Raw genomic sequence first — 22,772 nt, 5'->3', positions numbered from 1 at the left:
GCGTGATCGATATCAACGAGTCCGTGATGCAGTTCCTTCTGGCGTTCGTCGTCGTCGGCCCGCTCCTCGGCGCCGTCGCCGCTCTCCTCCCCGCCCCGCCCGGACTGAAGGGGAAGTCGCCCGAGCAGGCCGTGCTCCGCCACGGGGTGACCGTGACCGGTGTCGTCCTGGCCGCCACCGTCGTCCTGGCGCTGGGCTTCGACCACGACCAGCCGTCGAAGATGCAGGCCGGCACGGACATCAGGTGGATCCCCGCGCTCGATGTGCGCATCCACCTCGGCATCGACGGCATTTCCCTCCCCCTTCTGGTCATGACCGCGCTGCTGACCTTCCTCTGCGCGCTCTACTCCTACTTCAAGATGCCCGCGGGCCCGACCCCGAAGGCGTTCGTCGCCCTGCTGCTCGTGCTGGAGGGCGGCACCCTCGCCACCTTCGCCGTCCTCGACCTGCTGCTGTTCTTCCTCGCCTTCGAGATGGTCCTGATCCCGATGTACTTCCTCATCGCCCGCTGGGGCGGCGAGGGCCGGGCCGCGGCGGCCTGGAAATTCATCCTCTACACGCTGCTCGGCTCCGTCATCATGCTGCTCGGCCTGCTGCTGATCGGAATCACCGCGGGCACATTCGACATAGTCGCACTCGCCACTGACAACGGCCGGTCGCTGACCACATCCGTGCAGGTCATCGCGGTTTTGGCGATCGGTCTCGGGCTCGCCGTGAAGACGCCGATGTGGCCGCTGCACAGTTGGCTGCCCGACGCCCACACCGCCGCCCCGACCGTCGGCTCGGTCCTGCTGGCCGGCGTCATGCTGAAGATGGGTACGTACGGGTTCGTCCGGATTCTTCTGCCGGTCGCGCCCGAGGGGATGCGGACCTTCGCGCCCTACCTCGCCGCCTTCGCCGTCGTCGGGATCGTCTACGGCTCGCTGGCCTGTCTCGCCCTCGCCAAACAGGGCGCGAAGGGCGATCTGAAGCGGCTGATCGCCTACTCCTCCGTCGGCCACATGGGCTTCGTGCTGCTCGGCATCGCCACGATGACCCCGACCGGCGTGAACGGCGCCCTCTTCGCCAACATCGCCCACGGCCTCATCACCGGCCTGCTGTTCTTCCTGGTCGGAGCCCTCAAGGACCGCACCGGCACCACCGACCTCGACGCCCTCGCCGAGCAGACCGGCGCCGCCCTGTACGGCAGGGCCCCGCGCTTCGGCGGACTGCTCGCCTTCGCCGCCGTCGCCTCGCTCGGCCTGCCCGGTCTCGCCGGGTTCTGGGGCGAGATGCTCGCCCTGTTCGGCGCGTTCGACCCGGCCGAGGGACTCAGCCGCCCCGCCTTCCTCACCTTCATGTCCATCGGCGCCTTCGGCACCCTGCTCACGGCCGCGTACCTGCTGATCGTGGTCCGCCGCGTCTGCATGGGCGCGGTCCCGCAGGACGCACCCCGCCTCGCCGACGTCCAGACGTACGAGTACGCGGCCTGGGCCCCGCTCGTCGCCCTCACCGTCGTCGCCGGTCTCTGGCCGAGAACCCTCCTCGGTCTCACCGACCCGGCCGTGCAGCAGCTCCTCGCAGGAGGCAACCGATGAGCGCCCTCGCCCAGCCTGCCGCCGCCGCGTCCCTGGTGCAGTCCGTCGACTGGCTCGCCATCGCGCCGCCCACCATTGCCGCGGTCGTCGGCCTCGCCGTCCTGGTCGCCGACCTCTTCATCGGCGAGCACCGCAAAGCCGTCCTGGGCGGCATCTCCATCGCGGGCCTCGCCGCCTCGACCCTGATGCTGCTGCCCCTCCTCGACGGCGACCGCAGCACGTTCTGCCTCACCGGCGACCCGGACGTGTGCAGCTACACCGCCGACCGCTTCACCCTCGTCGTCCAGCTCCTCGTCCTCGGCGGCGCCCTGCTCACCGCCCTCCTCTCGGTCACCGCCCTCAAGGACTCCCACACGACACTGCCCGACGGCGAGTACTGGTTCCTGCTCCTGTGCTCCGCCGCCGGTGCCGCCCTGCTCCCCGCCTCCCGCGACCTGGCCACCCTGATCGTCGCCCTGGAGGTCGCCTCCCTGCCCGCCTTCGCGCTGGTCGGCCTCAAGTACGGCGACCGGAGGTCCTCCGAGGCGGCCCTGAAGTTCTTCCTCTCCTCGGTCACCGCCACCGCGGTCACCCTCCTGGGCGTGAGCTTCCTGTACGCCTCCACCGGCACCCTGTACCTCACCGAGATCGCCACCCGGATCCAGGACGTCGACGGCCAGCTCGCCACCCTCGCCGAAACCGGCGTGATCCTGACCCTCATCGGCTTCGCCTTCAAGACCGCCGCGGTCCCGTTCCACTTCTGGGTGCCCGACACCTACACAGGGGCCCCGCTCCCCATCGCCGCCTATCTCTCCGTCGTCGGCAAGGCGGTCGGCTTCTCCGGCCTGATCCTCGTCACCGTCATCGCCCTCCCGTCGTACGCCGACCTCTGGGGCCCCGCCCTGGCCGTGCTCGCCGCCCTCACCATGACCGTCGGCAACGTCGGCGCCCTGCGGCAGCGCCCCACGCGCGCGTACAGCGCCGTACGCCTGCTCGCCTGGTCCTCCGTCGGCCAGGCCGGCTACCTCCTCGTCCCGATCGCCGCCGCCGCGTACTCCGACGACCCCCGGCGCTCCGTCGGCTCCACCCTCGCCTACGCCCTGATGTACGCCGCCGTGAACCTCGGCGCGTTCGCCGTCGTCGCCCTGGTGGCCCGTACGAAGCCCCGCAACCGGGTCGGCGACTACCGGGGCCTGTACGCCACGAGCCCGCTCACCGCGCTCCTGATGGCCTTCTTCCTGCTCTGCCTCGCCGGACTGCCCCCGGGCATCATCGGCCTCTTCGCCAAGGTCACCGTGTTCGGCGCGGCCGTGGACGCGGGCCTCGGCTGGCTCGCCGTCGTGATGGCCGCCAACGTCGTGATCGCCCTGTACTACTACCTCCAGTGGACGGCGCTGCTCTTCCGCGCCCCCGCGGGTGCCCCCGCGGCCCTGCGGGCCCCCGCCCCCGCCCCCGTCACCGCCGCCCTCGCCCTCACGGCCGTCATCGGCATCGCCCTGTCGGGAGCCCCCCAGCTCGTCCTGCGCTTCGCGGACACGACCCTCTTCTGACCCCCGCCGAGCGGCCACCGCCCGCTCCATGTCCCCTTCCACGTGTCGGCACCCCGTCACCCGGACGGCCCACCCGTGCCCCGGCGAACAAAAGGGAACTAGTGGCCTTCGCCTGGCGTTGACCAGAGCGGGAGGGTCCACTGGACCGTGACAGGACGAGACACCACGGCACCAGTGGCATCGCACACCAGACAGCGCAGACCAGACAGCAAAGGGTTCCCCTGCCGCACCACTTGGAGGGCGTACCGTGCACCGCCGGCACAACGGGCTCAGGACCGCAGTACTCCTCGGGGGACTGTCCGCACTCATCATCGTCATCGGCAGCTTCTTCGGCCGCACGGGCCTGATCGTGGCGGTCCTGATCGCGCTGGGGACGAACGCGTACGCGTACTGGAACAGCGACAAGCTGGCGCTGCGCGCGATGCGGGCCCGTCCGGTCAGCGAGTTCGAGGCGCCCGCCCTCTACCGGATGGTGCGTGAGCTGTCCACGCAGGCCCGCCAGCCCATGCCCCGCCTCTACATCTCACCGACCGAGGCACCCAACGCCTTCGCGACCGGCCGCAACCCGCGCAACGCGGCGGTGTGCTGCACCGAAGGCATCCTCCGGCTCCTCGACGAGCGCGAGCTGCGCGGGGTCATCGGCCATGAGCTGAGCCATGTCTACAACCGGGACATCCTGATCTCGTCGGTGGCGGGCGCCCTGGCCTCCGTGATCATGTTCCTGGTCAATTTCGCCTGGCTCATCCCCATCGGCCGCTCCGATGACGACGACGGCCCCGGTCTGCTCGGGATGCTGCTGATCATGATCCTGGGCCCCCTCGCGGCCGGCCTCATCCAGATGGCCATCAGCAGATCCCGGGAGTACGAGGCGGACGCCTCCGGCGCCCAGCTCACGGGCGACCCGCTCGCCCTCGCCAGCGCCCTGCGCAAGCTGGAGACCGGCACCAAGCAGCTTCCGCTGCCCCCCGAGCCCCGGATCGAGACGGCGAGCCACATGATGATCGCGAACCCGTTCCGCCCCGGCCAGGGCCTGTCCAAGATGTTCTCCACCCACCCGCCGATGGCCGAGCGCATCGCCCGCCTTGAGCGGATGGCGGGTGGTGGCCGCGGACAGTGACCCGCGCGCGGGTCACCACCCGGCGAACCGCCGGTCGGTCGGGACGACCTCCTGCCCCAGCGGCATCAGCGACAGCGGAATCATCTTGAGATTGGCCCAGCCGAACGGAATCCCGATGATCGACAGGAACAGCGGGATGCTGGTGAGGATGTGCCCGATGGCGAGCCACCACCCGGCGAAGATGATCCAGATGACATTGCCGATCAGCGACCCCACCCCCGCCTCCGGCTTCACCACGGTCGTCCGCCCGAACGGCCAGAGCACATACCCGGCGATCCGCAGCGAGGCGATACCGAACGGAATCGTGATGATCAGGATGAAACAGATGATCGCCGCCAGCGTGTAGGCCAGTGCGAGCCAGATCCCGCTGAAGATCAACCACAGGATGTTGAGAACAAGGTTGATGATTTTCACAGTCACTGCCCCTTCGCGGATTCCGCCCCGGGCCCGGTCCTACCTGCCAGTATCCAGCGTGCCCCGCACAGGGGAAAACGCAGAGCCTCCACCTGGGCGGCAGTGACGCACGGGCCGCGATCCACGCAAGGGACGGGCCGCACACAGCCCCCAGTGACGGACAGCCACAGCCGCCAACCGGCACCAGAGGGGGACCGATGTCGAAAACGCCGAGCGGCCCACCGCCCCCCGAACCACCCTCCACTGCCCCGCCACCCCCGAAGTACGCCCTCCTCTCCTGCGACCGCCGAGCCGAGTACGAGGGCGAGCCGGGCTACGAGGAGCCCTGGGGCACCTGCACGGACGTCACGGGCCTCCTGGCCAAGGCCCCCACCCCCTCACGGGAGACATACACCCTCCTGGGCAGTGCCCCGGACGGTCCCCTGCGCGAAGCGGTGGCCCGCGCGCGTACCGACGGCTCGGCCCCACTCGGCGCACTGACCCTGGAGATCCTCGACCGCCGGGGACGAGCAGTGGGGGAGTGGTGGCTGGAGGACGTCCGCGTCCTCACCGCCCGCCCCTGCGCCCGCGACCTCTCCCTGACCGACATCACCGTCGAGGGCACCCCCGCCGAGGACAACCCCTGCGACTACCCCCAGTGCCCACCCCTCTCCCCGGGCTACCGCGCTCTGTCCCCGACGGGCGAGCCGTACGGCACCTGCCGCGACCTGGCCCGCACACCCACGCCCCCACCCGAACCGCAACCGCCCCCGGTACACCTGCTGGGCTGCTCCCCGAGAGGCACCCTGCGCTCCACTCTGAACGGAACGGCGAAGCAGAACGGAACGGCCGGCCTGGGCGAGGCGAAACTGCTGCGCATCGACACCTCCGGCCGCCCGGTGCAGTCAGCGGCCGAGGGCCGACTGCTGTCCTGGACACCATCAGCGCTCGCCCCCGACCTGGTCGACCTCCTCTTCGACCCCGGCGCGGACCGGCCCCCGCTCGTGGCCGAGCAGGTCTGGCGACTCTGGAGCGACGGCAGACCCGCCGAACCCGGCCGCTGGGCCGAATGCACCACCGAAGCCCGACATTTCTGGCTGGAGACGGCACTCTCCAACCACAACCACAACCAAGCGCACCCCCACCCCGACCACCCCACCCCCACCACCTACCACCTCGACGGCCGCCACATCACGGACGTCCCCGGCTTCTTCTGCGCCCTCGGCGAGGCCGTCAACGGCCCCGGCGGCTACTTCGGCTGGGGCCAGGACGCCCTCATCGACTGCCTCAGAGGAGACTGGGGCACGCCCCCGGGCTTCACCCTCGTCTGGCACCACTCCGCCACCGCCCGCACCTGCCTGGGCGTCACCCCCTACGCCCACCCCCGCACCGCAACCTTCGAGGAACTCCTCGCACTCCTCGCACAGAGCGGAGCAGCGGTACACCTCACCTGACCTTCCCGCCCCTCCGAAGCACCCCCGCCACGCGGCCTCCCGGCGAAGAAAGTTATCCACAATCTCACGGTTGTCCACAGGGCTGCCCGAATGTCAGTGGCACCCGGCACCATGAAGTCATGACCGCGAACGAGCAGTTGCTGAGCCAGGTGCGGACGAAGGCAGCCAACGACCACCCGTGGGGACACACCTCCCTCCCCGCCCCGGCAGCCCCGGACACCGTGTCCCGAGCCGAGGCCGCACTCGGCTTCCGCCTGCCCGAACTGCTCGCGGACCTGTATCTGCGGATAGCCGACGGCGGATTCGGCCCGGAGTACGGCCTGCTGCCCCTTCTCGACAACTCCCCGTCCGAGGAGTCGTCGGCGGTCGCCGAGTATCTGGACCGGCGCGGCTGGAGCAGCGACGACCCCGACTGGCTCTGGCCCGAGGGCGTCCTGCCGATATCCCACTGGGGCTGCGGCATGTTCGCCTGCGTCGACTGTCTCACCCCGCACTCCCCGGTCCTGCTCTACGAACCGAACGCGGACGACGCCGAACACGCCTGGTACGTGGACGCCCCGGGCCTGGATGACTGGCTGCGCACCTGGATAGCCGGCACGGGCTGGTACGAGGAGACCAACGAGGGCATGGACCTGACCCCCTGGGATTCCTTCCGCACCCGCACGACCAAGACCCCCACCCCGTAGCCACCTCCCCCAGCCCTAACCCTCCCCCCGGAGACCTCACGCCACAAATCACCACCCGGCCCTACACCCGCGCGGCCCCCCACCACTCCCGCACCCCATACGCGACCACACCCACCACCAGCACCCCCGCACCCACCAGCACGGACACCACCGGCAGGGCGAACGCCAGCACCACACACCCGACGAGACCCACCACCGGCACCAACCGCGCCCTCGCCGCCGGATCCAGCGTCCAGGCCGAGGCGTTGGCGACCGCGTAGTACGCCAGCACACCGAAGGAGGAGAAACCGATGGCACCGCGCACATCCACCGTGGCGGCCAGCACCGCGACCACCGCGCCGACCGCCAGCTCCGCCCGGTGCGGCACCTGGAACCGGGGATGGACTGAGGCGAGCGCGCCCGGCAGATACTGGTCCCGGGCCATGGCCAGCGTCGTCCGGGAGACGCCCAGGATCAGCGCGAGCAGCGAACCCAGCGCGGCCATGGCGGCGCCGACCCGCACCACAGGCGCCAGTTCCGGCATCCCGGCCGCCCGTACGGCCTCCGCCAGAGGCGCGCCCGCCCGCCCGAGACCCTCCGGCCCCAGCACGGAGAGCACGGCAACCGCCACACAGGCGTAAACCGCCAGTGTGATGCCCAGAGCCAGTGGGATCGCCCGGGGAATGGTCCGCGCCGGATCGCGCACCTCCTCGCCCAGGGTGGCGATCCGCGCGTACCCCGCGAACGCGAAGAACAGCAGCCCCGCCGCCTGGAGCACCCCACCCACCCCACCCGACGCCCCGATGCCGAGCCGCCCGGCCCCGGACGCGTCCGACCCCAGAGACACGACCACCACGAGAGCGAGGACCGCCAGCACGACCGCCACGATCACCCGGGTCACCCACGCGGACTTCTGGACCCCGCCGTAGTTCACCGCGGTCAGCGCCACTACGGCCGCCACCGCCACCGCATGCGCCTGCCCCGGCCACACGTAGGCCCCCACCGTAAGCGCCATCGCCGCACAGGAGGCCGTCTTACCGACCACGAAAGCCCAACCGGCCAGATACCCCCAGAAAGGGCCGAGCCGTTCGCGGCCGTACACATAGGTGCCGCCCGACCGCGGATACCGGGCGGCCAGCCGCGCCGACGAGGCGGCGTTGCAGTACGCGACCAGGGCGGCCAGCGCGAGCCCGAGCAGCAGACCCGACCCGGCCGCGCGGGCGGCGGGGGCCAGCGCGGCGAAGATCCCGGCGCCGATCATCGAGCTGAGCCCGATGACAACGGCGTCCCCGACCCCGAGGGTGCGTCGCAGTCCAGGACCGGCCGACTGTGTCATACGCCGCACCCTATTGACCGTTGCAACCACCACACACCGGGCAGACGTCCTTCCCACCAACACGACGCGAACGCCCAACCACCACCCACCTACTCACTCAACCCACCCACTCGCTCACAACGGCAAGACCACCACAGTGCGACGCACGGCCGGAGCGCACCCCGCCAAGAGACAAACAAGAGACAAGCAAGAGACAAGACGAATGTCACAGAGCGGGGACTGCACAGACGCCGTACGGAAGGGCAGGTTCACGACATGGGCATTATCAGTTGGATCATTCTGGGACTGTTGGCGGGAGCCATCGCCAAGTTCCTCCTGCCGGGCCGCGACCCCGGCGGCTTCATCGGGACGACCCTGATCGGAGTCGTGGGCGCGTTCCTCGGCGGCTGGATCTCGGCCCGGTTCCTGGACCAGCCGATCACCAAGGACTTCTACGACGGCGCCACCTGGCTCTCCGCGATAGGCGGCTCGCTGGTCCTGCTGATCATCTACCGCCTGCTGTTCGGCAACTCGCGAAGCTGAGGCCGGGAGAGCAGCGGGAGACGGAAGGAAGCGAAGGCCAGTTGGCGAGCAAAGCCCAGGCGGAGCAAGCCGAACCCCCTCCCCGAGCCGACCGAGCCCGCCTACCGGACCAAGCACGGCAATAGGAAAGGGCGGATGCCTCGGCCGCACCCGCCCCCTCACCTCACTCCTCGACCGCCCCCGCCCCGGCTCGCCCCATCCCGATCGGTCACCGCCAGGCGCGCGCCGGCCGGCCACCGCCCCCCGAAGCGATCACCGGCCGCTGACGATCACCGGTAGTTCACGAACTGAAGCGCGAAGTCGAAGTCCTTGCCCTTGAGGAGGGCGATGATGGCCTGAAGGTCGTCGCGGCTCTTCGACGTGACGCGCAGTTCGTCGCCCTGGACCTGGGCCTTCACACCCTTGGGACCCTCGTCGCGGATGATCTTCGCCACCTTCTTGGCGTTCTCCTGGGAGATGCCCTCCTCGATCGAGGCGAAGATCTTGTACTCCTTGCCCGAGAGCTGGGGCTCACCCGCGTCGAGCGCCTTCAGGGAGATACCGCGCTTGATCAGCTTGGACTGGAAGACGTCAAGGACAGCCTTCACCCGGTCCTCGGAGTTGGCCTCCATGAGGATCTTCTCGCCGGACCACGCGATGGAGGCGCCGACGCCCTTGAAGTCGTAGCGCTGCGAGATCTCCTTGGCGGCCTGGTTGAGGGCGTTGTCGACCTCCTGCCGCTCGACCTTCGAGACGATGTCGAAACTGGAGTCGGCCATGTCCTGTGGCTCCTTGTATCAGGGGGCGAACGGGTGCGTCACGACGTCCTGCGAGCGGGCGCCGAGCCCGGCACGAGACCGGGTCCGCATCCGCACAAGCCTAGCCACCCACCTGGCTCAGGGCGCCGATCAATCGGGTGGCGGAGCACCCCTCGGCATCGGGTATTGTTTACGTCGTTGCCAGCAAGGACCGCCAAAAAGCGGTACGAAAAGGCAGCAAAATCCCCGGCGGTGTGCCCGAGCGGCCAAAGGGAGCAGACTGTAAATCTGCCGGCTTCGCCTTCCCAGGTTCGAATCCTGGCGCCGCCACACGGAACAAAGGGTCCGTGACCTGTGATCACCACAGGTCACGGACCCTTTGTCATGCCGCCACCGCCCAGGTCATCGCGTCTCGTCGCGCACTCGCCTCGTACTTGCCCCGCAGTCGTCTTCTGCTCATCGCGCGTGTCGTCGGGCAGGGCGATGTCAGTGGGGGCGGGCAGACTGGGGGTATGTCGTCGCGTCGTAGGAAGTGCCCCGAGTGCCGTCGCGAGATCGCCGTCGTCGCCGGGCGGTACGCGCGGCACGACCCGCCCGGAGCACGGGAGAGCGGACGGCTCCTCTCGTGCCCGGGGTCGCGCAGTCAGGCGCAACTGGGGGCCGTGCAAGCGGGCTTGGACGGGTACGTGCTGCCCGACTTCCCCGGGCAACTGCCGCTCTTCTGACAGTGTGGACAGCCGATGCGCCCAGGAGCCGTCCCCTCCCGGGTGCCGATCTGCCGGGCGCGCGCCTGTTCGACCGACAGCCGCCGTCCGGAAGCCGCCCCTCCCGGGAGCCCCCCGGTGTCCGAGAGGCGTCCGGTCAGTTGCCCGCCACCGACTTGACCGCCACCGGTACCGGAGTCGAGCCGCCGATCAGCTCCAGGGTGAGGCCCGCCGTCGCCGGGGTCTCCAGCAGCTCCACCAGGACGGTAGCCACGTCGTCGCGGGAGATCGCCCCGCGTCCGGTGTGCGCCTCCAGCCGGACCAGGCCCTTGCCGGGGTCATTGGTCAGGGCGCCGGGCCGCAGGATCGTCCAGTCCAGCGCGTCCAGGCCCCGCACATACGCGTCGGCCGCGCCCTTGGCCCGCAGATAGATGTCGAAGACCTCGTCACCGGGGTGCCCGGGATCGGCGCCGTACGAGGAGACGACGACGAAGCGGCGTACGCCCGCGCGGACCGCCGCGTCCGCGAACAGCACCGCCGCGTCCTTGTCCACCGTGTCCTTGCGCGCCGCCCCGCTGCCCGGCCCCGCGCCCGCCGCGAACACCGCCGCGTCCGCGCCCCGAAGGTGCGCCGCGACCTCCTCCACCGAGGCCGACTCCAGGTCCATCAGCACCGGTTCGGCACCGGCCGCCCGCAGCGCCTCGCCCTGCTCGGCGCGGCGGATGAGCCCCGCCACCTCGTACCCGCGCGCGGAGAGCAAACGCTCCAGCCGCAGCGCGATCTGACCATGACCACCAGCAATCACCATGCGCATGCCTTTGACCGTACGCCCGGACGGCCGCGTTTGCCGCACGACGTCCTGGCGACCCTCGGACGCACCCCTCGCTCCCCCGGCGCACGCGCGGGAGCGCACTCTCCCCGCCTCACCACCTCGTCACGACAGCTCCCCCCTCCCCTGCCGCGGCAGCCCCAACTCCGCGGCCACCGCCGAATTGCAGTACTCCCGCACCGCGCTGGTGCGCGCCACCACCCGCCCCCGGTGCACCACGATCCGGCTGTACGCCAGCGACAGCGCGCCGGAGAGCCGCTCCCCGCGGACGGCGAGCAGCTCGGCCGGGAAACCGGCCTCCACCCGTACCTCGGGAAGCCCCAGCGCGGCCCGCGCGGCGGAGCTGACGCAGTCGTAGGCGTCCGCCGGGCGCAGACCCTCACGGGAGGCCAGCAGATAGGCGGCCTCCAGGGGGTCCCCGCGCCCGACCGGGTTCGACACGTCCCGCAGGGCACCGCTGCCCGCGGCCACCCGGACACCGGCCGCGCGCAGCAGCCGCACCGGAGCCGTCCCCGTCCCCGTGCCCTTCCCCGGCCGGTCGATGCCGCCGCAGCCGCCCTGCGGCAGACAGACGACGGTCACACCGGCCGCGGCGAGCTGGTCGGCGGTCCGGGACGCGAGTTCCGGGGGCAGGGCGCCCAGGCCGCCGCACGGGCCCAGGGTCACACCCGGCCGCAGACCACCGGCCATCGCCGCCAGCCGGGACAGCCGGGCCGGGTCGCCGGCGTCGGTGTGCAGATCGACCGGGCAGCCGTGTTCCGAGGCCACCTCCAGGACCGTCTGGGCATAGCCCGTCGGATCCGGGTCCAGGTCGGGGCAGCCGCCCACCACCGACGCGCCCATCTTCACCGCGTCCCGCAGCATCGCCAGCCCGTCGGCGCCGGCCAGCCCGGTCAGGACGCGCGGCACCGCCACCGTCGTCAGCTCCGCGAGCCCGCGCAGCGACCGCCGGGCCTGGAGCACCGCCTCCAGCACGCTCAGCCCCTGCACATCGCCCACCCGCACATGCGCGCGCAACGCGGTGGCCCCGTGCCCGAGCTGGAGCAGTGCCGCCTCCGTGGCCCTCCGCTGGACGTCCCCGGGGTCGTACGAGACCGGACCGTCCTCGTCGGCGGTGAGCGCGGTGTCGGAGTGCGCGTGCGGCTCCGCGGGCGCGGGCAGCAGCAGATAGCCGGACAGATCCACACGCGTGCCCGAGCCCCGGCCGACCCCCAGACTGCCCGCCGTACCGACCGCCTCGATCCGGCCGTGCCCCAGCCGTACGTCCACCTGCCGGCCGTCCGTGAGCCGGGCGCCGCACAGGAGCAGCGACGAAGCGGCGTCGGCCGCCCCCACGGCTCCGGACAACCCCGAGGCCCCCGAGGCCCCCGAGGACTCCGAAGAGCCGGAGGAACCCGAAGGCGTCCTCCCTGACGAGGACCCGGTGGACGACCCCGAGGAGGACGGCCCCGAGGACGACGACGGCGTTCCCGACGCGGAATCGGGCGAAGGGGGCGGCTGAGGCTGGCTGTCGGGCATCGCGCTCCAGGGACTCGGCGCTCGGACGGCGGAACTCGGTGAAACTTGGGGAAACTAGACAAAAATCACTGAGGCTCGGTGGGAATCGGTAGAGCTCGGCGGGGCCGTGCGGCATGGTGCGGGCGGGACGGCATCAAGGACAAGGCGGACGGTGTCGGTGAATGGGGAAGGGCAAGGGCGGCGCCGCGCGTGATCACACAGAGTGAGTCGAGCCTAGGGTGGCGATCCCTGCCCCACGGGGAGGAGCGCAATAGTCGTACCGGTGTGGTTGCCGAGGTGACGGAGGTCCCTGAGGCACCCGGTTCAGCGCCCGCGCCGGGGCCCACGTCGGCGCCCGGATCGACGCCCGGATCGGCACCCGAAACAGCGCCCCTGGTGACGCCCGCAACAGCCCCTGTAGCGGCACCCGCAACAGCCCCCGCAGGGCCCCCGCGGGGGCTCCGCAAGGCCCCCGGACGGGTGTGGACGGGCCCGGCGAAACGGATTTGGGTGAACGGCTGCCGAGCGTGTAATGTCTTCATCGCTCGCCCCAATAGCTCAGTCGGCAGAGCGTCTCCATGGTAAGGAGAAGGTCAACGGTTCGATTCCGTTTTGGGGCTCTGGTGTGTGAGGTTCCCGTCGAGAGGCGGGACCTGATCGCATCACAGCGGTGTAGCTCAGTCGGTAGAGCAAGCGGCTCATAATCGCTGTGTCACCGGTTCAAGTCCGGTCACCGCTACTGACAGTAGCCGATTGCGGGGTCGGTCCTCCGATCGGCTACTCTTTCTTGCGTTAAATCATCCCATCCGTTCGTCAAGGAGCACTCACGTGGCTGCCACCGACGTCCGCCCGAAGATCACGCTGGCCTGCGTGGAGTGCAAGGAGCGGAACTACATCACCAAGAAGAACCGGCGTAACAACCCGGACCGACTGGAGATGAAGAAGCACTGCCCGCGTTGCAACGCGCACACCGCGCACCGCGAGACGCGATAACTCAGGCTCGTTCACGAGGCCGCCCCCAGCCAGGGGGCGGCCTCGCGTCGTTTTCCGACCGTACGACGACGACAGACACCGTTCGACGACAGACACCAGGAGGTCCGCTGCCATGGCGCTCGACCAGTCCTTCGTGGGGCGCAGCTACGCGCCCACCGAGCCCTATGAGGTGGGGCGGGAGAAGATCCGGGAGTTCGCGGAGGCCGTGGGGGACGCCAATCCGGCCTACACGGACCCGGAGGCGGCCCAGGCGCTCGGGCATCCGGATGTGATCGCTCCGCCGACCTTTGTGTTCGCGATCACCTTCAAGGCGGCGGGCGAGGTCATCGCCGACCCGCAACTGGGCTTGGACTACAGCCGGGTGGTGCACGGCGACCAGAAGTTCTCGTACGTCCGTCCGGTTCGCGCGGGGGACCGGCTGACGGTGACCTCGACGATCGAGGCGATCAAGTCCCTGGCGGGCAACGACATCATCGACATCCGCGGCGAGGTGCACGACGAGGCCGGCGCGCCCGTCGTGACCGCCTACACCAAGCTCGTGGCCCGCGCGGCCGGGGAGGCGTGACCACCATGACCGCGAAGATCGCGTACGCCGACGTCGAGGTCGGCACGGAGCTTCCCGCGCAGAGCTTCCCTGTGACGCGCGCCACCCTCGTCCAGTACGCGGGAGCCTCCGGGGACTTCAACCCGATCCACTGGAACGAGACGTTCGCCAAGGAGGTCGGGCTGCCGGACGTCATCGCGCACGGCATGTTCACCATGGCCGAGGCGATCCGCGTGGTGACCGACTGGACCGGGGACCCGGCGGCGGTCGTCGAGTACGGGGTCCGCTTCACCAAGCCGGTCGTCGTCCCGAACGACGACAAGGGGGCCGTGATCGAGGTCTCCGGCAAGGTCGCCGCCAAGCTGGACGACAACACCGTGCGGGTGGATCTGACGGCCACCAGCGGCGGGCAGAAGGTGCTGGGCATGTCCCGGGCGGTTGTTCGCCTGGGGTGAGCGAAGGCAAGCAGGAGTGAGCAAGAAAGGGGGCGGGCAGCAGGTCCCGCTCCCTTCCCCTTGACTTAGTTAGTGATTGAGTACTAACTTACCTTCCATGGTCAGGATGAGCGCGGAAGAGCGACGCGACAGCGTCATCCGTGCCGCCGCGCGTGAGTTCGCCCGCGGCGGCTACTACGGCACCTCCACCGAGGCGATCGCCAAGCAGGTCGGCGTCTCGCAGCCGTACCTCTTCCGCCTTTTCCCGGGCAAGAGGGCGATCTTCCTGGCGACGGTCCAGTGGTGCATGAACGACCTCATCCGGGTCTTCGAGGAGGCGTCCGACGGGCTGGAGGGCGACGAGGCCCTGCACGCCATGGCGAACGCCTACATCCGGATCGTCACCGAGGATCCCGATCGGCTGCTGATGCAGATGCAGATGTATGTCACGGTCGCCGCCGCCGAGCAGGCCGGTGATCATGAACTGGGGGACGAAGTGCGGGCCGGCTGGATGCGGCTCTGGGACACCGTGCATCTGCCGCTCGGTGGCGACGCCGACGAGACGACCAATTTCATGGCGCGCGGCATGCTCATCAACTCGCTGGTCGCGATGGGGTTCCCACCCGGTCACCGGGTCTGGGAAGGGTGTTATCCGGCGGCGCTGAACAAGGGTCGGCCGAGCGCCTAGGACTCCGCCCGGAGTCTGCCTCCCACGCCCCCCCGGCCCCCCTCCCTTCTCCGTTCCCTCTCTCCCCTCTGTCCTCTCCTCGGTCTCCTCTGGTCCGGGTCCTTGCCTGTTGCTCATCGATCATCGCTCATCGCTGTCCGGTCAAGTTAGTCAGTGATGACTAACTTCTGCTCTCTGAAATTAGTAATGGATCACTAGATCTCCTTGGGGGAGTCATGTCACAGCACAGCGCGCCGGAACACGGCGGCAGCGCATCGGGCGCACGCCGTGGCGGCGTCGGGTGGGCCCTGGCGCTCACCGGCGCCGCCGGGTTCATGGCGGCCCTGGACAACCTCGTCGTCACCACCGCGCTGCCCTCCATCCGGGAGGACCTCGGCGGGGCGCTGCACGACCTGGAATGGACCGTGAGCGCCTACACGCTCACCTTCGCCGTGCTGCTGATGTTCGGCGCGGCACTGGGGGACCGGTTCGGGCGGCGGCGGATGTTCATCGCCGGGCTCGCCGTGTTCACCGCCGCCTCCGCCGCCGCGGCGCTCGCCCCCGGCCTCAACGAGCTGATCGCCGCCCGCGCGGTGCAGGGCGTCGGCGCGGCCGTGATGATGCCCCTGACACTGACCCTGCTCACGGCGGCCGTCCCGGCCGAGAAGCGCGGCATGGCGTACGGCGTCTGGGGCGCTGTGAACGGGCTCGCGGTGGCCTCCGGGCCGCTGATCGGCGGGACGCTGACCGAACACGTGTCCTGGCAGTGGATCTTCTGGCTGAACGTTCCGCTGGGGGTGGCCCTGCTGCCGCTGGCCCGGCTGCGGTTCGCCGAGTCCTACGGCACCGGCGCCCCGCTCGACATCCGCGGCACCCTGCTGGCCAGCGGCGGGCTCTTCGGGATCGTGTACGGGCTGGTGCGCGGGCCCGCCGACGGCTGGACCAGCACCTCCGTGCTGCTCGGACTGTTCACCGGGGGTGCGCTGCTCGCCGGGTTCGTCCTGCACGGCAGCCGCGCGGCCCACCCGATGCTGCCGATGCGGCTGTTCCGGTCCCGCGCGTTCGCCGGGATCAACGCGGCGAGCATGCTGATGTTCCTCGGGATGTTCGGGTCGATCTTCCTGCTCAGCCAGTATCTGCAAGGCGTCCTCGGCTACTCGCCCACCGAGGCGGGCCTCAGGATGCTGCCCTGGACCGCGATGCCGATCCTCGTCGCCCCCATCGCCGGGATCCTCTCCGACCGCGTCGGCGGGCGCCCCGTCGTCGCCACCGGGCTCTTCCTCCAGGCCGCCGGGCTCGGCTACCTCGCCGCCATCGTCACCCCGGACTCCTCCTACGCCGGACAGCTCCCCGGGCTGATCCTCAGCGGCGTCGGCATGGCCCTGTTCTTCGCACCCGCCTCCGCCCTCGTCATGGCCAGCGTCACCGCCAAGGAGCAGGGCATCGCCTCCGGCGCCAACAACGCGCTGCGCGAGGTCGGCGGCGCACTCGGTATCGCCATCATGTCCTCGATCTTCGCGTCCCGGGGCGGCTACGAGACCGGCCAGAGCTTTGTCGACGGACTCCGGCCCGCACTGGTCGTCGGTGCGGCGCTGGTCGCCGTCGCCGGTGCCGCGGCCCTGGCGATCCCGGCCCGGCGCCGGTCCCCGGGAGAGGCACCCGGTCCCGTTCCCGTTCCTGGTCCCGGTTCCGTGGGAGCGGCCCCCGCGCGCGTGCCGGACGACGACCACCTCGACGGCGCTCTCCTCGACACCGGTGCCCGCCCCTGAGGGACCGGCCCACCCGTAAACCCCTTGCGCCCCTTCCGGCTCTTCCGATGGAGTACGCCATGCCCACCCTTCCCTGGAGCACCCCCAACACCCCGCCCCCCGGCGCCGAGGTGCATGTCTTCGCCTCCCGGTTCGAGACCCGCACCCTGTGGGGCGCCCTGGTCTTCTTCGCCCGTACACCCCGCGTCTGGCGGCAGGTGCTGCGCGCGCCCGGCGTCTATGGGGCCGGGCTCAGGGCCGAGGTCCTGAAGCGGACGTTCTGGACGCTGTCCGCCTGGGAATCGCCCGAGGCCCTGCGGGAGTTCACCCGGTCCGGCGCCCACGGGCCGACCTCCCGCGGGCTCGCGCCCCGGATGCGGGACGCCGCCTTCGTGCGCTGGACGACCTCCGCCGATCAGTTGCCGGTCGACTGGGCGGAGGCCCGGCGGAGACTGACGGAACGGGAGTAGCGCCAAGGCAGCGGGAGCGCGGCGTTGTCAGTGCCGTCTCGTAGTCTTGGGCGCGTGCAGGAAATCCACGACGCCCCGCTCGCCCCGCTGACCACCTTCCGGCTGGGCGGCCCCGCGACCCGGCTGGTCACCGCGACGACGGACGCCGAGGTGATCGACACCGTCCGCGCGGCCGACGCCTCCGGTACGCCGCTGCTGCTGATCGGCGGCGGCTCCAACCTGGTCGTCTCGGACAAGGGCTTCGAGGGCACCGCCCTGCGCATCGCCACCCGGGGCTTCGAGCTGACCGGGACAGCGCTGGAGCTGGCCGCCGGCGAGGTGTGGACCGACGCGGTCGCCCGGGTGGTGGACGCCGGGCTCGCCGGGATCGAGTGCCTGGCCGGCATCCCCGGCTCGGCCGGCGCGACCCCGATCCAGAATGTGGGGGCGTACGGCCAGGAGGTCTCCACCACCCTCACCGAGGTCCTCGCCTACGACCGCCGCGCGGGCGAGACCGTCACCCTCACCAACGCCGACTGCGCCTTCTCCTACCGGCACAGCCGCTTCAAGGACGACCCCGAGCGCTATGTCGTGCTGCGCGTCCGCTTCCTCCTGGAGGACGCGGGCGGGCTGTCGGCCCCCCTGAGATACGCCGAGACCGCCCGCGTGCTGGGCGTCGAGGCGGGGGAGCGCGTCCCGCTGGCCGACGCGCGCGAGACCGTGCTGAAGCTGCGCGCCGGGAAGGGCATGGTCCTGGACCCCGAGGACCATGACACCTGGTCGGCCGGTTCCTTCTTCACCAACCCGATCCTCACCGACGCCGACTTCGCGGCGTTCCGGGCGCGGGCCGGCGAGCGGCTGGGCGAGGGCGCCGAACCGCCCGCCTACCCGGCGGGAAGCGGCCACACCAAGACCTCCGCGGCCTGGCTGATCGACAAGGCCGGTTTCACCAAGGGCTACGGCAGCGGTCCGGCCCGTATCTCCACCAAGCACACCCTGGCCCTCACCAACCGGGGCGAGGCCACCACCGAAGACCTCCTCGCCCTCGCCCGCGAGGTGGTCGCCGGGGTCCGGGACACCTTCGGCATCACGCTGGTCAACGAGCCGGTGACGGTGGGCGTGAGCCTGTAGCCCGCCCTCCGAGGCACCCCTCGGGGCCAGGGCGGCGGGGGCCCGGCGGCAACCCCCGGGCCCCGGGCCCCCGGGCCGGGGGCAAACCCCGCCGGGGGACCCCCTCCCGGGACGCCCACCGCCCCTGAGGCGCGGTGTCCTAGTACGCCACCCCCACCCCCTCCCTCACCGTCCCCTCGTCCCCCACCGCCGCCAGCATCGCGTGGGCCACGTCCGCGCGGCCCAGGAAGCGGCCCTTGGGCGGGAAACCGCCGATCACCCTGCGGTACACCCCGGTCAGCGGCTTGTCCTGGAGTCGCGGTGGGCGCACGGACGTCCAGTCCACGGCGCTGCGGGCCAGTTCCCCCTCCATCTCCCGCAGATCCGCGTAGATGTCCTTGAGCACGGCGGAGACGACCCCGAGGACCAGCCGGTCCACAGCGCCCTCGCCCTCGGCCGGCGGTCCGACCGGCGCCGCGCTGACCACCACCAGCCGCCGTACCCGCTCGGCCTCCATCGCCGCCAGCACCGTACGGGTCAGCCGGGTCGTCACCCCCTGGGCCTTGCGGGTCCTCGCCCCGAGCCCGGACAGCACGGCGTCCCGGCCCGCGACCGCCGCTCGTACCGCCCCCGGATCACCGAGGTCCGCGCGGACCACCTCCACCCCCGCGCCCGTCACCGGCAGCCGGGCGGGATCCCGTACCACCGCCGTGACCCGGTGGCCCGCCGACAGGGCCTGGCGGACGATCTCCCGGCCGACGCCGCCGGTCGCGCCGAAAACGGTGAGTTCCATGGCGTACTCCCACCACTTGGTCGATCCAGTGGGTGAGTATTCACTCACCCCTCACTCCACTAGGGTGGGTAAGTACTCACCCACCCGTCAAGGGCAGAACGAAGGGCCGCGATCCTTGGACGCCACAGACGCCACAGACGCCACACCGCAGACACGCCAGGCACCAGCACAGGCACAAGCACAGACACCGGCACCGGCACCGGCACAAAAGCAGGCACAGACACCGGCACCGGAGATACCGAGGAAACCGGCCCGTGGCCGCATCCTCGACGCCGCGCACGACCTGATGCTCACCGTGGGGCTCGCCCGCACCACCACCAAGGAGATCGCCCGCGCCGCCGACTGCTCCGAGGCCGCGCTCTACAAGTACTTCGGCAGCAAGGAGGAACTCTTCATCCAGGTGCTGTCCGAGCGGCTGCCCCGGCTCGGTGCCCTGCTGAGCGGCCTCGCCGCCGAGCCCGGCCGCGGCTCACTGGAGGAGAACCTGACGGACATCGCCCGCCAGGCGTCCCTGTTCTACGAGCAGAGCTTCCCGATCGCCGGATCGCTGTACGCCGAGACCCGGCTCAAGCGACGGCACGACGAGGTGCTGCGCGAGCTGGGGCGCGGGCCGCATCTGCCGATCCAGGCCCTGGAGACCTATCTGTGGGGCGAGCGGGAGGCGGGCCGGGTGCGCGCCGACGCCGACCCCTTCGCCGCGGCCTCCCTGCTGCTCGGCGCCTGCGCCCAGCGCGCCTTCGCCTACGACTCCACCCCGGACGGGCAGCGGCCCCCCGTCGACGATTTCGCCCGCCGCCTCGCCCACACCCTGATGGCCGCCATCGCCGCCCCGCGGGCCGAATGAACGGGCCGAATGAGCCAGCCTGACAAACAATCCTGACAAACAGTCCTGACAAAATTTCCTGATGAACCGGCCGGAGGAATCACCCTCACACCGGCGCCGCCAACCACTCGTCCACCCCCGCCAGCAGCCGCCCCTTCACCCCCTCCGGTGCCGCCGACGCCCGCAGCGACTGCCGGGCCAGCTCGGCCAGCTCGGCGTCCGAGAAACCGTGGTACTCGCGGGCCACCTCGTACTGTGCGGCCAGCCGCGCCCCGAACAGCAGCGGGTCGTCCGCGCCCAGCGCCATCGGCACCCCCGCCTCGAACAGCGCCCGCAGCGGCACGTCCTCCGGCTTCTCGTACACCCCCAGCGCCACATTGGACGTCGGGCACACCTCGCAGGTGATCTGCCGGTCCGCGAGCCGCTTCAGCAGCCGGGCGTCCTCCGCCGCGCGCACCCCGTGCCCCACCCGGTCCGCGTGCAGATCGTCCAGGCAGTCCCGCACCGACGCCGGACCGGTCAGCTCACCGCCGTGCGGAGCCGACAGCAGCCCGCCCTCGCGCGCGATGTGGAAGGCCCGGTCGAAGTCGCGGGCCATGCCCCGGCGCTCGTCGTTGGAGAGCCCGAACCCGACCACACCCCGGTCCGCGTAGCGCACCGCCAGCCGGGCCAGGGTGCGCGCGTCCAGGGGATGCTTCATCCGGTTCGCCGCCACCAGCACCCGCATCCCGAGCCCGGTCTCCCGGCTCGCCGAGTCCACCGCGTCCAGGATGATCTCCAGCGCCGGGATCAGCCCGCCCAGCCGGGGCGCGTACGAGGTCGGGTCGACCTGGATCTCCAGCCACCCCGAGCCGTCCCTCATATCCTCCTCGGCGGCCTCCCGCACCAGCCGCTGGATGTCCTCCGGCTCCCGCAGACACGACCGGGCGGCGTCGTACAGCCGCTGGAAGCGGAACCAGCCCCGCTCGTCCGTCGCCCGCAGCTTCGGCGGCTCGCCGCTGACCAGGGACTCGGTCAGCGCGTCGGGCAGCCGCACCCCGTGCTTGTCGGCCAGTTCCAGCAGGGTCGTCTGGCGCATCGAGCCGGTGAAGTGCAGGTGCAGATGGGCCTTCGGAAGAGCGGAGACATCACGTACACGTTCCATCCCAGGATCCTGCCGCACCGTCCTCGCGTGTCGGTACCGCTTTCCCCGTTCGTGGTCTTGCTCGCACAAACAAATGGTCTTTCACCATGAGCAATGGGTGCGGACCCGGCCACGGAGACGAAGAGGAGGGGCACCCCTGAATGACTGCCGATCGCTCCCGACAGATCTCGATCACTTCAAGGGTGCCCCTCCGGGGCGGAAACCGCTCGGCCGGCCTCGGCCGCGACTTCAGTCGCAACCTCCGTCGCAACCTCAGTCGCGCGCCTCCGCCAGCAGCTTCTGGATCCGGCTGACGCCCTCGACCAGGTCCTCGTCACCGAGCGCGTACGAGAGCCGCAGATAGCCCGGCGTGCCGAACGCCTCGCCGGGGACGACCGCGACCTCCACCTCCTCCAGGATCAGCGCGGCCAGCTCCACACTGCTCTGCGGACGCTTGCCGCGGATCTCCTTGCCGATCAGCGCCTTCACCGACGGGTACACATAGAACGCGCCCTCGGGCTCCGGGCAGACCACCCCGTCGATCTCGTTCAGCATCCGCACGATCGTCCGGCGGCGCCGGTCGAACGCCTCGCCCATCTTCGCCACGGCGGTCAGATCACCGGAGACGGCGGCCAGCGCGGCGGCCTGCGAGACATTGGCGACGTTCGAGGTGGCGTGCGACTGGAGGTTGGCCGCGGCCTTGACGACATCCTTCGGGCCGATGACCCACCCGACCCGCCAGCCGGTCATGGCGTACGTCTTGGCCACGCCGTTGACCACGATGCACTTGTCGCGCAGCTCGGGCAGCAGGGCCGGCAGCGAGGTGGCGACCGCGTCCCCGTAGACCAGGTGCTCGTAGATCTCGTCGGTCAGGACCCACAGACCGTGCTCCAGGGCCCAGCGGCCGATGGCCTCGGTGTCCTCGCGGGAGTAGACCGCGCCCGTGGGGTTGGAGGGGGAGACGAAGAGGACGACCTTGGTCCGCTCGGTACGGGCGGCCTCGAGCTGCTCGACGCTGACCCGGTAGCCGGTCGTCTCATCGGCGACCACCTCCACCGGGACCCCGCCGGCCAGCCGGATCGACTCGGGGTACGTCGTCCAGTACGGCGCCGGGACGATCACCTCGTCGCCCGGGTCGAGGATCGCGGCGAACGACTCGTAGATCGCCTGCTTGCCGCCATTGGTGACGAGGATCTCGGAGACCTCGGGCTCGTAGCCGGAGTCGCGCAGCGTCTTCGCGGCGATGGCGGCCTTCAGCTCGGGCAGACCACCGGCCGGCGTGTACCGGTGGTACTTGGGGTTCTTGCACGCCTCGACGGCGGCCTCGACGATGTAGTCCGGCGTCGGGAAGTCGGGCTCGCCCGCGCCGAAGCCGATGACCGGACGCCCGGCGGCCTTGAGGGCCTTGGCCTTGGCGTCCACGGCGAGGGTGGCGGACTCGGAGATCGCCCCGACGCGGGCGGAGACCCGGCGCTCGGTGGGAGGGGTTGCAGCGCTCATGGGACCCATGGTTTCAGACCGGAAACGAGGCGGGCACACGGGTTTCATCTACTGGAACGGGCCCGGCGCGCGGGTTCCGTCCACCGCGCGGTACAGGGGGGCGGCCAGAACACCCTTCCGGAACCTCCGCGTGGCCTGGTGATCTTCCGGTGATCTGTACCCGAACCCGTACGGACAGCGCTCCGACGGGCGCATTCTGTTCGACGCCCGGCCCCGGAGCACGTACAC

Annotated in this window: 24 protein-coding genes and 3 tRNA genes; 19 read left to right on the top strand and 8 right to left on the bottom strand. The window is 70.9% G+C overall.

Going from position 1 to position 22,772, the window contains the following annotated elements:
• Positions 1–2: 2 nt before the first annotated feature.
• From AB0O01_RS13235 to htpX, 3 genes are all read left to right on the top strand, one after another.
• Positions 3–1,577 (top strand): NADH-quinone oxidoreductase subunit M, encoded by a 1,575-nt coding sequence (locus AB0O01_RS13235; protein ID WP_365312898.1) that lies wholly within the window; start codon positions 3–5, stop codon positions 1,575–1,577.
• Complete coding sequence (locus tag AB0O01_RS13230) at positions 1,574–3,106, top strand: NADH-quinone oxidoreductase subunit N (RefSeq protein ID WP_365312897.1); 1,533 nt, start codon at positions 1,574–1,576, stop codon at positions 3,104–3,106. Before AB0O01_RS13235 ends, AB0O01_RS13230 begins: the two co-directional genes overlap by 4 nt.
• 247 nt (positions 3,107–3,353) lie before the next feature.
• Positions 3,354–4,223: a zinc metalloprotease HtpX gene (htpX, locus tag AB0O01_RS13225; protein ID WP_365312896.1), complete on the top strand. Its 870-nt coding sequence runs from the start codon at positions 3,354–3,356 to the stop codon at positions 4,221–4,223.
• Between the two features lie 12 nt (positions 4,224–4,235).
• On the opposite strand, the gene AB0O01_RS13220 is transcribed toward htpX, so the two are convergent.
• Positions 4,236–4,637 (bottom strand): YccF domain-containing protein, encoded by a 402-nt coding sequence (locus AB0O01_RS13220; RefSeq protein WP_365312895.1) that lies wholly within the window; start codon positions 4,635–4,637, stop codon positions 4,236–4,238.
• A 197-nt stretch (positions 4,638–4,834) separates the two neighbouring features.
• Between AB0O01_RS13220 and AB0O01_RS13215 the strand changes: the two genes are divergently transcribed.
• Both AB0O01_RS13215 and AB0O01_RS13210 read left to right on the top strand, forming a co-directional pair.
• Positions 4,835–6,070: a barstar family protein gene (locus AB0O01_RS13215; RefSeq protein WP_365312893.1), complete on the top strand. Its 1,236-nt coding sequence runs from the start codon at positions 4,835–4,837 to the stop codon at positions 6,068–6,070.
• Between the two features lie 119 nt (positions 6,071–6,189).
• Positions 6,190–6,756, top strand: coding sequence for an SMI1/KNR4 family protein (locus tag AB0O01_RS13210; RefSeq protein ID WP_365312892.1), 567 nt, complete (start codon positions 6,190–6,192; stop codon positions 6,754–6,756).
• Positions 6,757–6,817: 61 nt separating this feature from the next.
• Here the strand turns inward: AB0O01_RS13210 and AB0O01_RS13205 are convergent, their stop codons facing one another.
• A complete protein-coding gene (locus AB0O01_RS13205; protein WP_365312891.1) occupies positions 6,818–8,071 on the bottom strand; it encodes an APC family permease in 1,254 nt (417 codons plus the stop codon).
• A gap of 255 nt (positions 8,072–8,326) precedes the next feature.
• On the opposite strand from AB0O01_RS13205, the gene AB0O01_RS13200 reads away from it, so the two are divergent.
• A complete protein-coding gene (locus tag AB0O01_RS13200) occupies positions 8,327–8,593 on the top strand; it encodes a GlsB/YeaQ/YmgE family stress response membrane protein (protein WP_365312889.1) in 267 nt (88 codons plus the stop codon).
• Between the two features lie 269 nt (positions 8,594–8,862).
• On the opposite strand, the gene AB0O01_RS13195 is transcribed toward AB0O01_RS13200, so the two are convergent.
• Complete coding sequence (locus AB0O01_RS13195) at positions 8,863–9,351, bottom strand: YajQ family cyclic di-GMP-binding protein (RefSeq protein WP_355741533.1); 489 nt, start codon at positions 9,349–9,351, stop codon at positions 8,863–8,865.
• A 227-nt stretch (positions 9,352–9,578) separates the two neighbouring features.
• On the opposite strand from AB0O01_RS13195, the gene AB0O01_RS13190 reads away from it, so the two are divergent.
• Together AB0O01_RS13190 and AB0O01_RS13185 are read left to right on the top strand one after the other, a co-directional pair.
• A tRNA-Tyr gene (locus AB0O01_RS13190) sits at positions 9,579–9,660 on the top strand.
• Between the two features lie 182 nt (positions 9,661–9,842).
• Positions 9,843–10,055 (top strand): hypothetical protein, encoded by a 213-nt coding sequence (locus AB0O01_RS13185; protein ID WP_365312888.1) that lies wholly within the window; start codon positions 9,843–9,845, stop codon positions 10,053–10,055.
• 136 nt (positions 10,056–10,191) lie between these two features.
• On the opposite strand, the gene AB0O01_RS13180 is transcribed toward AB0O01_RS13185, so the two are convergent.
• Positions 10,192–10,848 (bottom strand): SDR family oxidoreductase, encoded by a 657-nt coding sequence (locus AB0O01_RS13180; protein ID WP_365312887.1) that lies wholly within the window; start codon positions 10,846–10,848, stop codon positions 10,192–10,194.
• A gap of 120 nt (positions 10,849–10,968) precedes the next feature.
• Positions 10,969–12,198 (bottom strand): amidohydrolase family protein, encoded by a 1,230-nt coding sequence (locus tag AB0O01_RS13175; protein WP_365313137.1) that lies wholly within the window; start codon positions 12,196–12,198, stop codon positions 10,969–10,971.
• On the opposite strand from AB0O01_RS13175, the gene AB0O01_RS13170 reads away from it, so the two are divergent.
• From AB0O01_RS13170 to AB0O01_RS13125, 10 genes are all read left to right on the top strand, one after another.
• Positions 12,146–12,364, top strand: coding sequence for a hypothetical protein (locus tag AB0O01_RS13170; protein WP_365313159.1), 219 nt, complete (start codon positions 12,146–12,148; stop codon positions 12,362–12,364). The two genes, AB0O01_RS13175 and AB0O01_RS13170, sit on opposite strands and share 53 nt — an antisense overlap.
• Positions 12,365–12,907: 543 nt before the next feature.
• Positions 12,908–12,980, top strand: a tRNA-Thr gene (locus tag AB0O01_RS13165).
• 46 nt (positions 12,981–13,026) lie between these two features.
• A tRNA-Met gene (locus AB0O01_RS13160) sits at positions 13,027–13,099 on the top strand.
• 89 nt (positions 13,100–13,188) lie between these two features.
• Entirely contained in the window at positions 13,189–13,353 is a 165-nt protein-coding gene (gene rpmG / locus AB0O01_RS13155) for a 50S ribosomal protein L33 (protein ID WP_003948671.1), read from the top strand.
• 112 nt (positions 13,354–13,465) lie between these two features.
• On the top strand, positions 13,466–13,918 hold the full coding sequence (locus tag AB0O01_RS13150; RefSeq protein ID WP_365312886.1) for a MaoC family dehydratase N-terminal domain-containing protein: 453 nt from the start codon (positions 13,466–13,468) through the stop codon (positions 13,916–13,918).
• A gap of 5 nt (positions 13,919–13,923) precedes the next feature.
• Positions 13,924–14,352, top strand: coding sequence for a MaoC family dehydratase (locus tag AB0O01_RS13145; protein ID WP_365312885.1), 429 nt, complete (start codon positions 13,924–13,926; stop codon positions 14,350–14,352).
• A gap of 97 nt (positions 14,353–14,449) precedes the next feature.
• Positions 14,450–15,019 (top strand): helix-turn-helix domain-containing protein, encoded by a 570-nt coding sequence (locus AB0O01_RS13140; RefSeq protein WP_365312884.1) that lies wholly within the window; start codon positions 14,450–14,452, stop codon positions 15,017–15,019.
• Between the two features lie 215 nt (positions 15,020–15,234).
• Positions 15,235–16,767 carry a DHA2 family efflux MFS transporter permease subunit gene (locus AB0O01_RS13135; RefSeq protein WP_365312883.1) on the top strand — a complete coding sequence of 511 codons (1,533 nt, stop codon included), beginning with the start codon at positions 15,235–15,237 and terminating at the stop codon, positions 16,765–16,767.
• Positions 16,768–16,826: 59 nt separating this feature from the next.
• Complete coding sequence (locus AB0O01_RS13130; RefSeq protein WP_365312881.1) at positions 16,827–17,216, top strand: DUF3291 domain-containing protein; 390 nt, start codon at positions 16,827–16,829, stop codon at positions 17,214–17,216.
• Between the two features lie 54 nt (positions 17,217–17,270).
• A complete protein-coding gene (locus tag AB0O01_RS13125) occupies positions 17,271–18,326 on the top strand; it encodes a UDP-N-acetylmuramate dehydrogenase (RefSeq protein WP_365312879.1) in 1,056 nt (351 codons plus the stop codon).
• Between the two features lie 139 nt (positions 18,327–18,465).
• Here AB0O01_RS13125 and AB0O01_RS13120 read toward each other — a convergent pair whose 3' ends face one another.
• A complete protein-coding gene (locus AB0O01_RS13120; protein WP_365312877.1) occupies positions 18,466–19,098 on the bottom strand; it encodes an NAD(P)H-binding protein in 633 nt (210 codons plus the stop codon).
• Between the two features lie 235 nt (positions 19,099–19,333).
• On the opposite strand from AB0O01_RS13120, the gene AB0O01_RS13115 reads away from it, so the two are divergent.
• Positions 19,334–19,942 (top strand): helix-turn-helix domain-containing protein, encoded by a 609-nt coding sequence (locus AB0O01_RS13115; protein ID WP_365313136.1) that lies wholly within the window; start codon positions 19,334–19,336, stop codon positions 19,940–19,942.
• 85 nt (positions 19,943–20,027) lie between these two features.
• Here the strand turns inward: AB0O01_RS13115 and AB0O01_RS13110 are convergent, their stop codons facing one another.
• Both AB0O01_RS13110 and AB0O01_RS13105 read right to left on the bottom strand, forming a co-directional pair.
• Positions 20,028–21,065 carry an adenosine deaminase gene (locus AB0O01_RS13110; protein ID WP_365312876.1) on the bottom strand — a complete coding sequence of 346 codons (1,038 nt, stop codon included), beginning with the start codon at positions 21,063–21,065 and terminating at the stop codon, positions 20,028–20,030.
• Positions 21,066–21,317: 252 nt separating this feature from the next.
• Positions 21,318–22,544, bottom strand: coding sequence for a pyridoxal phosphate-dependent aminotransferase (locus AB0O01_RS13105; protein ID WP_365312874.1), 1,227 nt, complete (start codon positions 22,542–22,544; stop codon positions 21,318–21,320).
• Positions 22,545–22,772 lie beyond the last annotated feature (228 nt).

The organism is Streptomyces sp. NPDC093252 (assembly GCF_040683675.1).
In the GTDB taxonomy this organism is placed as follows: domain Bacteria; phylum Actinomycetota; class Actinomycetes; order Streptomycetales; family Streptomycetaceae; genus Streptomyces.
Note: the sequence above shows the minus strand (reverse complement) of the source record. Positions and strands in the feature narration are given on the sequence as shown.